Raw genomic sequence first — 12,260 nt, 5'->3', positions numbered from 1 at the left:
ATCTAAAAATAAAGAACCAGCTTAATCTGAACAGCTGGTTTTTATTGTCTTAATTATCATGATTTGAGAAATGTATCATTTCTTTTAAACTGATAATGACTAGAGCCAGTGTAATGCCCCAGCCAATTCGAGTGGCTAATAAAAGATTATTGGACCAAAGGTTTAAGCAAGTTGAGCCAATAGCGGAACCAGCTGAAATGGCAACATTTTGTACCATTCGCTGTAAAGCTCCCGTGCTGCCTTGCATTTCCATAGGGCTAGCTTGCATAATACTAGCAATATTGGCAGGCTGGAAATAGCCGCCACCAATACCATAAATAAACAATCCTAAAGTTAAGAAGAAATAAGGCCAGCTAGGAGTGAGTAGCAAAAGGAAAAGCAAAGAAGCAATAATAATCCCGAGGCCTAAATGATTAAAGGCTTTATTTTTGCTACCGTCATTGTACTTCCCTGATAGCCTTGAAAAGATTACTAATCCTGCTGGTGCGCCTAGCACAAGAAAGCCAGTCTGTCCCACTCCTAAATGATATAATTGTTCAAAAATAAAGGGAGGAAGTAAAAATATCATGGCAGAAGCAAAACCAAAGGCGACCGTTTGCAAAAGATAGGAGATTACTTGTGGGTTGTTTTTTAATCCCTCAACATCAACAAGTGCCTGTTTATTCCTAAATTCAACATGGTAAAAGATGATTCCGAGGAACAGGCTGGATATGATTAAGATAAGACTAACTACTAACAGATTAGATTTACTTAACAAAGACAATCCCAATAAAAGGCAAACTAGCACGGTAGCATTGACTACTGTTCCAAGAGTATCTAATGTTCGTTTACTAGTCTCTTCGGAGACCTTGTTAAGAAGGTAGTGATTGCATATTATTCCGAGGATTGCAAAAGGAACATTTAGCCAGAAGATAAAGCGCCAAAAATTTAAAGAAAGTAATATACCTCCTAAAGACGGGCCCAGCACAGGCCCTAGGCCAATCATAACGCCTAAAATGCTAATAGCGCTGTTTTTACGATCTTCAGAAACTAAAGTAGTAATCAGAGCTGCTGAAGTAGCTTGTAGAGCGGCAGCCCCTATGCCTTGAATAATCCGGCCAGCAATAAGCCATCCTATACTATTAGCAAACCCACAAAATAGTGAACTCAGTCCAAAAAGTACAAATCCTAAGTAGGAAATCTTTAACTTTCCAAATTTATCGCTTAATACTCCTAAAGGCAGGATAGAGATAGCTAAAGCTAAGGTATAGCCAGTTATTGTAAACGATGCAATACTAGTTGTCGTTTGAAATTGTCCCTTCAAAAAGGATAAAGCGACATTGATAATACCTGTATCAAGGGTGGACAACAACATTCCCATACCTGCGATAACTGTTATCAGTGAATCTTGAAACCGTTTTGTCATTTTACTTCCCTCCTTTATCTCAAACTATGATACAATGAAGACAACCTATAATCAATCGATTCTAGAAATATCGAATCGTTAGGAGGGAGTATGCCCATGGCTATTACAGTTCAATTTAGCCATTATGCTCGGAAAACGGATGAAACGCTGACACAAAGGATACAATTTGTCTATTCTCCCTTAAATGAACTGTTTAGAAGTTTACATGTCTTATTAAACCCCCGTCATCATGGAACTAATATTGACTGGGTGATTGGGATACAAGACAAGTTGACAGACGATTTCCATGAGAACCTTCACTATTTTCAACTCTTTTATGAACTTGGTGTTTCCCCTATCTTGCTTTGTAATTTTCGCTATCATGCGACAACGATTGAAGAAGAGATACAAAATCTAAAGAAATTTCTTAGTGAGTTGCCTGCTGCTCAGCTAATTGAGCATTTGGAAAAAGTAACCAGTGACCGAGAAAATTCCTTCATTCCGACATTGGCAAAAGGATTAGAGTGGAAGGATTTCTCATTGAGTAACGATAAACAGCTGCTTAAGGATTTAAAAAAGGATGCTTCTGATGTCTACCAACGACTTTTTTCCTTTATTGATTGGTACCGACAAGAAATATTTGATAACACTTGGGAAGAGAAAGCCATTCAGCAGAAACTGCTAGATGAAATTCAGAAGCAATCTTCTTTTTTAAGAAAAAACGGTTTAATCGAAATGTTTAATCATTTACAGGTTGACCGCATCCATTGGAGAGAGGATGAGCTGGTCGTTATTAAGCCGTTTGACCAAGAAATTCAACTGCAAGACAGTGATTCTATTATGCTATTACCAAGTTATTTTATTTGGCCTCACCTCTTTGTTGAAACTTTCGACCAAGGACTTGCCATTACTTATGATATTACTGAGCAGCCAAGTTACTATAACGCCACACCGGAAAATTTGATTACTATTTTTAAAGCTTTAAGTGATCCTGTCCGCTTGCAAATTATGAATTATGTCATTGATAAGCCTAGCACGACTCAATCTTTGGCTCAAATTTTATTAATGAGTAATTCCAGTGTCTCCAGACATTTGCAAATTTTAAAGGAAGCTAACTTATTAACAACAAGAAAAGCTAAAAAATTCGTTCTTTATGAGCCGACACAGCTCGTTACACAACTGATGCCAAACTTTTATCAATTCTTTAAGAATTGAGACTAATAGTCAACAAAAAGGTACTGCACCCAACAATTGAGACACAAGAAAAATACTCCTGTTGAAATTTAGTAAACTAGAAACAGGAGTGTTTTTTATATGGCCCAATTTGTAAAATTAAGCTAGACAGAAAAAAGCCATTTATGATAGGCTCAGATAAACACCACATTTGTCTGAGAGGAACTACCATAAATGACCTACACCCATCTTACCACAAACGAACTCGTAATGATAGAGGCTTACTACCAAGAAAACAAGAAAGTTGGCGATATTGCAAAATCTCTAGAGAGATCTAAGCAAACCATTTACAAGGTCATCCACTTTCTAAAAGAAGGTCACTCAGCCTATGATTACTATGACCAGTACAAAACGAATAAAAAGCGCTGTGGCCGTCGACAAACACAATTATCAAAGTCTGAGAAAAAGCTCATTGATGATCATCTGAAACGGGATTGGAGCTTAGATGTCATCAAGGGCGTTTACGCTGATGTTATTGCTTGTTCGATGCGGACTCTCTATCGTTTAGCTGATCGAGGGATCTTTGACAAACAAGAGCTCCCTTGGAAGGGAAAACGCAACCCCAATGGGAAAAAAGAAACACGAGGGAAGCAAGCCTTTCGTAGAGACATCCGTGAAAGGTCGACAGTTTATCCAGACTTTGACACTGAGTTTGGTCATCTTGAGGGTGATACCATCGTTGGTAAGAATCACAAGAGTGCGGTGATTACTCTAGTTGAGAAACAATCCAAAGCCATTATCACGCTTCAAACCGCAGGAAGAAAAGCTAGTGATATTGAATACTCAATCAATCACTGGCTCTCCCGATTTCCCAAACATCTGTTCAAGTCCATCACATTTGACTGTGGAAAAGAATTTTCTAACTGGAAATCCATTTCAAATCAACATGATATTGATATCTTCTTTGCGGATCCTGGTTGTCCTGGGCAACGAGGCCTTAATGAGCATTCTAACGGTCTTTTAAGGAGATATGGACTACCTAAGCAAATGGATTTTAAAGGTGTTTCACAAAACACCTTATCAGCTATAGCTGATAAGAGAAATAGAATTCCTAGAAAATCTTTAAACTATCAAACCCCTTATCATGTTTTTCTGAGTCAGGTCCAACTTAATTTGACAATTTAAGTGGTCAAAAAAGCTTATTCTTTAGAGATAAAACTAGTTTGCATGCTTGCATCGAAATGAAAAAAGCGGGTAAATCTAATAAGGTCATTATGGAGACTTTAGGCACTAAGAATGTTAGTCAAGGGAAAACTTGGTGGCGCTGGTATCAAAACAATGAATTTTACCGCTTTTCTGACTGAGATGGTGTCATAAAGAGAGCAATTATAATAACTGGAATAAGAAGTGCTAATAAAAATAAAGCATTATCCAGTAAAATATTTTGCGCTACTGCTGAAAAAAGTGCGCCAGTAATAAAAGATAGAACAATTTTAGTGAAGAAAATAGCAGACTCTTTATTTTGGGGATCTTTCATAAAAATGAAGTCTGCCCAGTTTAAAATCATTTTCTTAATATTTCCGGTTGTAAAAGAATTGTTATAGTTGTGATTACCCACTTTGTCGAATACTGTGACTGTTAATGCAAGTCCAAAAGATACAGGAAGGATAGCTATTGGCTTGTCTACATGCTCCATAAGTAAATAGGTCCATAAGGATGATATTAAAGAATAGAATAGCATGTGTAATTTCCAAGTCATTGATGAGAATTTTTTATGAAAAAATCTAGCAACAATAATTCCTAAGATAAAAGCAAAAAGTGAGGACAATTTAGTAGAGATGCCAGACCAGTCTTTGTTAACTATATCAGTTGTTAGTAGAACCATATTTCCTGATTGTGTTAGTGGTAAGGTATGATTGAAATAATTATAGGAAAAACTATCAATGGCCCCTCCGGTAAAAGTAACAGCCATTGCGATAACTGTGTCCTGTTTTAATGTAGAGTTCATATTTACCTTTCTAATCTAGCTAAAAAGGAATTCACACCTGAGGGTGAGTTCCTTGTCACGTCCATATCCCATACAAATCTGTTGCCAGTGATGGGTAAGCAAAAATAATGGCTTGTACATCTTGAAAGCTAGCTTCTAAATTAATCAAAATAGCCAAATAATTGATCATGATATCTGCCGAGTCACTTAATATTTCTGCACCAACGATATGCGTGGTGGTGCGATCAATAATTAACTTGATTTGAGCCAGATCATCACGGAGTCTGCGGTAATTTTGCCAATGGCTCATATCTATATCTTTGACAAGGTAGTGCTGTGAATCTTGCTTAGCTTGCTTGACAGAAATGCCCACCTGTCCGAGTTTTGGAATGCTAAATACAGTGGCAGCAGAGGCCTTAGGATAGGTAATCGGTGTTGAGATATCTCCCAGAAGATAGTCCACTAGATATTTGGCCTGAAAATCAGCATAGCTGGTTAATTTCGGGACTGGTGCATCACAACAATCTCCAAGAGCATAAATCCAAGGCTTCGCTGTCTGTAAAAAGTTATTTATTTGAATGCCCTTCTCTGTATATGGGATATCCGCTTTCTCTAAGTCTAAGTGGTGGATATGAGGTATACGCCCGGCAGCATCGTAGATTCCATCAAGAATAAGTTCTTCACCATTTGATAGACTTACTTGATAGCCGTCAGATTGTCGCTCAACATTAGTGGGTTCTGCCTCGAAATGAAAGATGGCACCTTTTTGTTCCAACCGTGAAACTAGATGGGAGACAAGCTCTCCATCAAAACCAGCTAGTACTCTATGATTATGCTGAATGACATGAACCTTTACCTCGGCTTCAGTGAAGCTAGAAATGAGAGAAAGAGCAATAATGCCAGCGCCAATGATAGCAATTTCCCTTGGTTTTCTGTGTAGACGCAGAAGGTTGCCACTATCATCAACAAAATGAGAACCCTCAAAATCAAGCTCCCTCGGAATCGACCCCGTCGCTAGGACGATGGTTTGGGCAAAAATAATTTTATCATCTACAATGACATGATGATCGTCTAAGAATCTTGCCTGGCCTTCAAGCGTAATAGCACCTGAGGCTAAAACCCTTTCCTTAGCTCGCGCTCGCTGGTCTTCAACCAGCCAGTCTCTGTGAGACATCATATCCTCCCAGTTAATATCTGGTAAACTATTAAAACCAATACCTTGAAAAGAGTCGAGTTTATGATGGATCTCGCTTAAAGCTAAAATAGCTTTTTTAGCAGTCGCACCACGGTTAATACTAGTTCCGCCCCAGTCCTTATTCTCGGTGATAATGACATTCTTACCAGCATTTGCTAAGTTGCTGGCCAGCGTTAGCCCTGCTATACCACCGCCTATGATAAGATAATCTGTTTTCATATCTAATTCTTCAGAAACTGGGCTCAGAAAGGCTTTTTTTCATTTTTGTCGACTTTGATTTTCTCTGGGTCGAACCAGACGACTGGCTGTGCTTCTTGTGGAAAGCTTTGAATCACCTCTTCGGAGAGGTTTAAATGTTCAGCGACAGTCTTACTTGGTGTAGTTGCCAACCATTTATTTAATGAAACGTCTGAGTAGTCAGGATTTGGGAAAACTTCTACAAAGACTAATTTTTCAGTTCCTGTATTTTGAACATAGTGTCCCGCTACATTAGGAACATAGCCGACATCGCCAGCCTTGAAATCAAAGGTTCTTGCTAATCCATTAGAGTTGAAAACTCCCATGCGCGCTTGACCTTTTATATAGTATTGCCATTCAGAAGATTTAGGGTGCCAGTGGAGTTCACGCATACCACCAGGTTCCACTTCAACAATTGCACCAGCGATGCTTTTAGCTGCTGGGAAGACTGCTTGGTCTATAATCCAAACACGACCTGCTTCGGTTTCGATCGGATCAATATCATCGAGGTGGAAGGTCAATGGATGAATGGTATCGCCCGCGCTGTTTGGACGTTTTTCTTCTATGATACTTTTTGGCAAAGTACCATTAAAAATATATTTTTCTTTCTCAGGAAGTGAAGACAAGGTTTCGTGGTCTTGTTTGAAGTTGGCTTCGATAACTTCGTCTGGTGTATGCGCTAGCCAATCGCTAAGTAACAGCGTTTGATTTTCAGAGAAATTAGCATCATTGAAAACCAATAGGAATTCACATCCTTCTTCAAGCGCTTGGATAGAATGGGCGACCCCAGACTCAAAATTCCATAGATCACCTGCCTTAACATCGTCGATGAAGGACTGTCCGTGCTCGTCGATACCTGTTACACGTGCACGACCATAAAGCATCAAGCCCCACTCTGCTTCTTTATGCCAATGCATTTCACGATAGGCACCAGGTGCTAAAGACATATTGACACCAGCAAGTTCATCAGAAATTGGTAATTCACGGATGGTAATCTCACGTGCCCAGCCACCTTCTTCGAGTCTATTATGCGCATCAGAGTAGCTATAGCGCATGTTAGGGAGAGTCCCATGGTCTGTTGTTGGAGGAGTGAGAATATCAGGGTTTTCTTGGTCACGGCCTAAATTTCGAGGCCCAAAGTCTAACCATCCTTTATTATCCGCAGTACGAGTTGGTTGAGGGTTATTTGTGTTTGACATATGATCATTCTCCATTCGTTAAAGATTTATAAAACTATTTAAAGTGAAGCATTTAGGGCTTATATTTTAAAAATTTTTCCTTGAGGTCTTGTTTGAACTCTTCAATTTTTTCGTGATGTACTTTCTTTTTATCGGCTTTGAGATGGGCTTTGGCTTGGTGAGCTAAGTCTTTTTGAAGTTTGACTGCTGAAGTTATTTCTGCTGCAACCTCTGCAACGGTCCAACGAGCAATGAAAACTTGATATTTTTCAAAAATGCTATCGAGAATAGCTTCATCGGTCTCTTGAACCAGTGCGATGACAGCCACCTCATTATTAACAAGATTCTCACTAACCGTCGTTATGAGCGCATTTTGAGTCAACTCCTTATTAGAAGCGATTGAAGCGCCAATAGTACCGCCAGCCGCAAACCCCAAAAGAATGCCAAGAGAACCACCAAGGATTCCGATCAGACTACCGATTAATCCCCCTTCAAACTAATCACTTCCCATAGCGTTTATAAGATCAAAACTATCTTTGAGTTTAATGGTACCAGCTTCGTTTTTGACGATCGCAACTTGTGCCAGCTTGGTCTGATCTGTCTGATCAAACTACTTAAGTTCTGTGAAGGCCTGAAAGGCTTCACTTTCAATGCGAAAGATAGAGACAACAACATTTTCCATAATGCTACTCCTTTCTGAATTTAGAAATAGATGAAAATTACTATATAGTAAACAAAGTACTATATAATTATATTATATCACAGAATTGTACTTTATATATAACAAAGTATTCTATAAAGGGTTATAAAACCACCTATAAATTAGTATCCTAACTTTATGATAAAGGAACATTTTTTACAAAAGTACATTGCTGCAAAAATACGGTATTACCGAAAGAAAAAAAAGATCAGCCAAGAAGGTCTATCTGAAAAAGCGGGACTAGGACTTAAGTATATTAATCAGATCGAAAATCAAAATATAAATTTAAGTATTCAGACACTTGAAAAAATTATTGCTGCCCTTGACCTAACCCCAGAGGAGTTCTTCAATTTTAACGGTTTAGAAGAAACCGTGGATTCTTCAGATAGCCTTGTTTTTAGAAGATTTAATATGAAAATAAAGCAACTTCCTAAAGAAAAACAAGCCTCTTTTATTGATATTTTTGAAAAGATACTTGATCAACTTGATTAATCAAAATAGAAAACTGCCACGTGAACTAGATTGATAATGGAAATTGCTTTACGATTGACATTTTAAAGAAAAGCTCATAGTATAGTCAAACACAACCATAGCTATAAGTTTTTTTAATATGAGGATGAATAGAATGAAGTTACGTCAATTAGAATATTTTAATGCTTTATGCGCCTCAAATTCATTTTCTAGAGTTGCAAAACAATTTGATGTTAGCCAACCAACCGTTAGTCAGGCCATTAAATCTTTAGAAGATAGCTTACAAATTACGCTTATTACCAGAGATCAATCACATTCCACTATACGGTTGACTGAGGCTGGCAAGTTGTTTAGGGTTTACTCAGAAAATGCCATTCAGCAACTTAGCATGGGTAAGTCTGCCTTAAAAACACTAACAAGCACTCGTATTTCATTTGGACTCTCGGCGACTTTATCACGTTTCTTTAATCTATCTCAGCATATCTCTACGGTTGAGAATATAGTGAAAAATGAAATTAGTTTAGTAGAAGATGGTTCGAAGGACATCATGAAGAAAATAGCTTCCAATAATTTGGATATTGCTCTATTTGCTTCCAATAAAAAAGTATCTAGCGATCATTTAGACTTGGTTAAAATAGCAGCAATTCCATTTAAATTGGCCGTTTCCAACAAACACCAGTTTTCAAAGCAATCTCAGATTCAATTGATAGAAGTAGAAAAAGAGGAATTTGTTTTATTCAACGAACACTTCATCCATCATAATGTTTTTTGGAAATACGTACATGATTCGAAAATAATTCCTAATGTCTTGGCCGAGGTTAGTGATATAACTAGTTTTAAAAATTTTATTATTGAGAAAAATGCCATTGGTATCTTAATAGATTTGTGGAAATTTAATGACATTAGCTTGATAGAGTTGAATGAAACTCCGGAATACTGTTTTAATCTATATTTAGGTAAACAGAAATATGGAAAAGTTTCAGATGAAATGTTTAAAGCTGTTGAAACTTATATTCTTAAGCAACTAAAAATAATGAGAGGTCCATATGAAAATAATCACAAGAGCTAGGCTAATAATCTAACGCTGTTTTGCAGTCCATAGCACTATATTCGAGAGTTAGACTCCATGAAACCTATATTTAGTAAATAAGAGAATGGGCAAAACTAGGTTCAGAAGACAAAAAAAAACGAGCATTTCCGCAGTTGGAGATGCTCGTTTCGTCGGCTCTATAATTTTTGTAGTGGGTAAAATCCACTTTGGAGATTATAGGGCTTTTTGAATATACAAAAAGCCTCATAAGACTTATAATAAAAAGGCGCTTAAATTTTTGTTAATAGCTTATCAAACAGTTCTCTAAGTTTTGCCTTTTCAACAATCTCTTTTTTGGGATACAACTACTATGAACAGTATATCACAATCTTTCTTATGTTTGCTCTCACTTTTTAATCAGAAAAAACCACATTTTAAGTAAGAAAAAAGCCTTTGAAGCGTTGATTTCATAGGCTTTCTTTGTGTTATTTCACCTCAGTAAAAATTACGTGTTTACGCAATTTTGGTGAGTACTTTTTCAATTGCAGACGGTCTGGAGTGTTACGTTTGTTTTTTGAAGTAAGGTACAAGCGTTCACCAGATTCTTTGTGTTCAAGTGTAATATTTACGCGCATGGTATCTCCCTTCTATTATTCAGCTGCGTTAGCTTTAGCGATTTTACGTCCTTTGTAGTAGCCTTTGAGGGATACACGGTGAGAACGTGAGTAATCTCCAGTAGTTTCGTCAAACTTAACAGCTGGAGCTGTCAAATTGTAGTGTGTGCGGCGTTTGTTTTTTTTCGCTTTTGACGTGCGACGTGCAGGTACTGCCATTTGTATGTTTCCTCCAATAGATTAATCTTGATTTTAAATCAACTCTAACAGTTTATCATAAGATTTCTGTAAAGTAAAGTTACTTGACAGAAGTTTTGAAAAAAATTCTGATATCCAACCCAAAATCCTCTAAAAAATGATAAAATGATAGGGATTTTAGTCTGTACAGAAAGGAAAAGGTCCAAAGACTGTGAAAAAGGAATTGAACACGGTCGGAAAGCCCAGAAAATCGACAAGCCAGTCTAGTCATAAGGCTGATTGTCTTCCTAATTTTCTTTCAGTCGCTTTCTTTTCGACCTTTGTATCATAAAATATGAAACTTCAAAAACCTAAGGGAACGCAGGATATTCTGCCAGTTGAGAGTAGTAAGTGGCAGTATCTAGAGAATGTTGCACGTGAAACATTTAAAAAATACAACTATGGCGAGATCCGAACCCCCATGTTTGAGCACTATGAGGTAATCAGCCGTTCAGTCGGAGATACGACCGATATCGTAACCAAGGAGATGTATGACTTCCATGACAAGGGAGACCGCCATATTACTCTGCGTCCGGAAGGAACGGCCCCAGTTGTGCGTTCTTTTGTGGAAAACAAACTTTTTGCGCCTGAGGTGCAAAAGCCTGTTAAGATGTATTATATCGGATCCATGTTTCGTTACGAGCGTCCACAAGCCGGGCGCTTGCGTGAGTTCCACCAGATTGGAGTAGAATGTTTTGGGTCCAGCAATCCAGCAACTGATGTGGAGACCATCGCTATGGCTTATCAATTGTTTAAACAGCTTGGTATCAAGAATGTAACCCTCCATCTCAACAGTCTTGGCAACACTGAAAGCCGTATGGCTTACCGTCAAGCACTTATCAATTATCTAACCCCCATGCGTGAGAGTCTGTCTAAAGACAGTCAGCGTCGCTTAGAAGAAAATCCCTTGCGCGTGCTGGATTCTAAGGAGAAGGAAGACAAGTTAGCTGTTGAGAATGCGCCCTCCATCCTCGACTATCTGGATGAAGAAAGTCAAACGCATTTTGATACAGTGCGCCAGATGTTAGAGACTCTGGCTATCCCTTATGTCATTGACACCAACATGGTGCGCGGACTCGACTACTACAATCATACGATTTTTGAGTTCATCACAACCATTGATAAATCAGAGCTAACCATCTGTGCGGGCGGTCGCTACGATGGCTTGGTTGAATATTTTGGCGGACCAGCAACACCGGGATTCGGATTTGGTCTGGGGCTTGAGCGTCTCCTGCTCGTTCTTGAAAAACAAGGTGTTGAGCTTCCTATTGATGAAGGCTTGGACGTTTATATGGCTGTTCTTGGTGATGGTGCCAATCTTAAGGCGCTTGAGTTGGTAGAGGCCCTTCGTCAGCAAGGCTTTAAGGCTGAGCGTGATTATCTGGGACGCAAGATTAAAGCACAATTCAAATCAGCAGATGCTTTCAAGTCTAAGACTGTCATTACTTTAGGTGAGAGCGAAGTTGAGACGGGTAAAGTTGCGATTAAAAACAACCAAACACGTCAAGAAGTTGTTGCCAGTTTTGAAGAAATTACTACAGACTTTGCTGGCATTCTGGCTAAACTCCAAGAATAAGAGAGAAAAAAGGGTAACCCTATAGGAGAATTCAGTGACAAGTATTGAACAGTTGTTAAAAGAAGAGCAGACCTTTAGCCTAGGCTTCGATCGCAGTCTGCCTATCCGCTTTCAGGAACAGTTTTGGAAGATGATTGCTTATTTGGATAAACACGATATCCCATGGTTCAATGGCGAGAGAGCCGGCGATCACGCTATGTGTCAGCAGTTTTTAGGACAGCAGTGGGACCATGACTACCAAAAGGTTATTCTGGTCTTCAAGCCAGCCGAGCGTTATCTAGGCTGGCAATACGATGAGGAAACAGATGAGTGGGGTGTCACGATTGAGGACGTCTATGGCTTTCGTTGGAATCATCTGGCAGATGAGGCAGAGTACCAATTTGACGAGATTGAAGAGTTTCAGGATGAGTTTGTTGATACCAGCGCTCTGATTGCTGCATTTGGGAAATAAGTGAAAAACTCCGCCTGATGGGTGGGG

13 protein-coding genes and 1 pseudogene are annotated in these 12,260 nt (G+C 38.6%); 7 read left to right on the top strand and 7 right to left on the bottom strand.

Going from position 1 to position 12,260, the window contains the following annotated elements:
- Nucleotides 1-49: 49 nt before the first annotated feature.
- Nucleotides 50-1,405 (bottom strand): MFS transporter, encoded by a 1,356-nt coding sequence (locus AC4HAL_RS04020; protein WP_491093092.1) that lies wholly within the window; start codon nucleotides 1,403-1,405, stop codon nucleotides 50-52.
- Nucleotides 1,406-1,501: 96 nt separating this feature from the next.
- On the opposite strand from AC4HAL_RS04020, the gene AC4HAL_RS04015 reads away from it, so the two are divergent.
- The 3 genes and pseudogenes from AC4HAL_RS04015 to AC4HAL_RS04005 form a co-directional block, all read left to right on the top strand.
- Nucleotides 1,502-2,599 (top strand): ArsR/SmtB family transcription factor, encoded by a 1,098-nt coding sequence (locus AC4HAL_RS04015; RefSeq protein WP_491093091.1) that lies wholly within the window; start codon nucleotides 1,502-1,504, stop codon nucleotides 2,597-2,599.
- 192 nt (nucleotides 2,600-2,791) lie between these two features.
- Nucleotides 2,792-3,742 (top strand): IS30 family transposase, encoded by a 951-nt coding sequence (locus AC4HAL_RS04010; RefSeq protein WP_491093090.1) that lies wholly within the window; start codon nucleotides 2,792-2,794, stop codon nucleotides 3,740-3,742.
- 56 nt (nucleotides 3,743-3,798) lie between these two features.
- A pseudogene (locus tag AC4HAL_RS04005) lies at nucleotides 3,799-3,915 on the top strand (IS3-like element ISErh1 family transposase); the annotation flags it as partial.
- On the opposite strand, the gene AC4HAL_RS04000 reads toward AC4HAL_RS04005, so the two are convergent.
- From AC4HAL_RS04000 to AC4HAL_RS03985, 4 genes are read right to left on the bottom strand one after another with little or no spacing between them, the layout of a single operon-like run.
- Entirely contained in the window at nucleotides 3,903-4,565 is a 663-nt protein-coding gene (locus AC4HAL_RS04000) for a YoaK family protein (RefSeq protein WP_491093089.1), read from the bottom strand. The pseudogene AC4HAL_RS04005 and the gene AC4HAL_RS04000 overlap by 13 nt on opposite strands.
- A 55-nt stretch (nucleotides 4,566-4,620) precedes the next feature.
- Nucleotides 4,621-5,958, bottom strand: coding sequence for an FAD-dependent oxidoreductase (locus tag AC4HAL_RS03995; RefSeq protein WP_491093088.1), 1,338 nt, complete (start codon nucleotides 5,956-5,958; stop codon nucleotides 4,621-4,623).
- Between the two features lie 23 nt (nucleotides 5,959-5,981).
- On the bottom strand, nucleotides 5,982-7,175 hold the full coding sequence (locus tag AC4HAL_RS03990) for an oxalate decarboxylase family bicupin (protein WP_491093087.1): 1,194 nt from the start codon (nucleotides 7,173-7,175) through the stop codon (nucleotides 5,982-5,984).
- 52 nt (nucleotides 7,176-7,227) lie between these two features.
- A complete protein-coding gene (locus AC4HAL_RS03985) occupies nucleotides 7,228-7,590 on the bottom strand; it encodes a hypothetical protein (protein WP_491093086.1) in 363 nt (120 codons plus the stop codon).
- Nucleotides 7,591-7,992: 402 nt separating this feature from the next.
- Between AC4HAL_RS03985 and AC4HAL_RS03980 the strand changes: the two genes are divergently transcribed.
- Entirely contained in the window at nucleotides 7,993-8,346 is a 354-nt protein-coding gene (locus AC4HAL_RS03980; protein WP_491093085.1) for a helix-turn-helix domain-containing protein, read from the top strand.
- 133 nt (nucleotides 8,347-8,479) lie between these two features.
- The gene (locus tag AC4HAL_RS03975; protein ID WP_491093084.1) at nucleotides 8,480-9,394 is read left to right on the top strand and encodes a LysR family transcriptional regulator; all 915 of its coding nucleotides are present in this window, start codon (nucleotides 8,480-8,482) and stop codon (nucleotides 9,392-9,394) included.
- A 446-nt stretch (nucleotides 9,395-9,840) separates the two neighbouring features.
- On the opposite strand, the gene rpmG is transcribed toward AC4HAL_RS03975, so the two are convergent.
- Together rpmG and rpmF are read right to left on the bottom strand one after the other, a co-directional pair.
- The gene (gene rpmG, locus AC4HAL_RS03970) at nucleotides 9,841-9,990 is read right to left on the bottom strand and encodes a 50S ribosomal protein L33 (protein WP_002262412.1); all 150 of its coding nucleotides are present in this window, start codon (nucleotides 9,988-9,990) and stop codon (nucleotides 9,841-9,843) included.
- A gap of 15 nt (nucleotides 9,991-10,005) precedes the next feature.
- Nucleotides 10,006-10,188 carry a 50S ribosomal protein L32 gene (gene rpmF, locus AC4HAL_RS03965; protein WP_491093083.1) on the bottom strand — a complete coding sequence of 61 codons (183 nt, stop codon included), beginning with the start codon at nucleotides 10,186-10,188 and terminating at the stop codon, nucleotides 10,006-10,008.
- A gap of 313 nt (nucleotides 10,189-10,501) precedes the next feature.
- Here rpmF and hisS point away from each other — a divergent pair, with 313 nt between their 5' ends.
- Both hisS and AC4HAL_RS03955 read left to right on the top strand, forming a co-directional pair.
- Nucleotides 10,502-11,782, top strand: a complete 1,281-nt coding sequence (gene hisS / locus AC4HAL_RS03960; RefSeq protein WP_491093082.1) for a histidine--tRNA ligase — start codon at nucleotides 10,502-10,504, stop codon at nucleotides 11,780-11,782.
- Nucleotides 11,783-11,816: 34 nt separating this feature from the next.
- Nucleotides 11,817-12,233 (top strand): hypothetical protein, encoded by a 417-nt coding sequence (locus AC4HAL_RS03955; RefSeq protein WP_491093081.1) that lies wholly within the window; start codon nucleotides 11,817-11,819, stop codon nucleotides 12,231-12,233.
- Nucleotides 12,234-12,260: the final 27 nt, after the last annotated feature.

The organism is Streptococcus sp. ELY_125, from assembly GCF_058314535.1.
The sequence above is the reverse complement of the archived record's forward strand: the minus strand, read 5'-3'. Positions and strand labels throughout refer to the sequence as shown.

Coding starts and splice junctions, on each gene's coding strand:
- rpmF (WP_491093083.1), bottom strand. CDS start 10,188: ATGGCAGTACCTGCACGTCGCACGTCAAAAGCGAAAAAAAACAAACGC.
- AC4HAL_RS03975 (WP_491093084.1), top strand. CDS start 8,480: ATGAAGTTACGTCAATTAGAATATTTTAATGCTTTATGCGCCTCAAAT.
- AC4HAL_RS04010 (WP_491093090.1), top strand. CDS start 2,792: ATGACCTACACCCATCTTACCACAAACGAACTCGTAATGATAGAGGCT.
- AC4HAL_RS04000 (WP_491093089.1), bottom strand. CDS start 4,565: ATGAACTCTACATTAAAACAGGACACAGTTATCGCAATGGCTGTTACT.
- hisS (WP_491093082.1), top strand. CDS start 10,502: ATGAAACTTCAAAAACCTAAGGGAACGCAGGATATTCTGCCAGTTGAG.
- AC4HAL_RS03995 (WP_491093088.1), bottom strand. CDS start 5,958: ATGAAAACAGATTATCTTATCATAGGCGGTGGTATAGCAGGGCTAACG.
- AC4HAL_RS04020 (WP_491093092.1), bottom strand. CDS start 1,405: ATGACAAAACGGTTTCAAGATTCACTGATAACAGTTATCGCAGGTATG.
- rpmG (WP_002262412.1), bottom strand. CDS start 9,990: ATGCGCGTAAATATTACACTTGAACACAAAGAATCTGGTGAACGCTTG.
- AC4HAL_RS03990 (WP_491093087.1), bottom strand. CDS start 7,175: ATGTCAAACACAAATAACCCTCAACCAACTCGTACTGCGGATAATAAA.
- AC4HAL_RS04015 (WP_491093091.1), top strand. CDS start 1,502: ATGGCTATTACAGTTCAATTTAGCCATTATGCTCGGAAAACGGATGAA.
- AC4HAL_RS03980 (WP_491093085.1), top strand. CDS start 7,993: ATGATAAAGGAACATTTTTTACAAAAGTACATTGCTGCAAAAATACGG.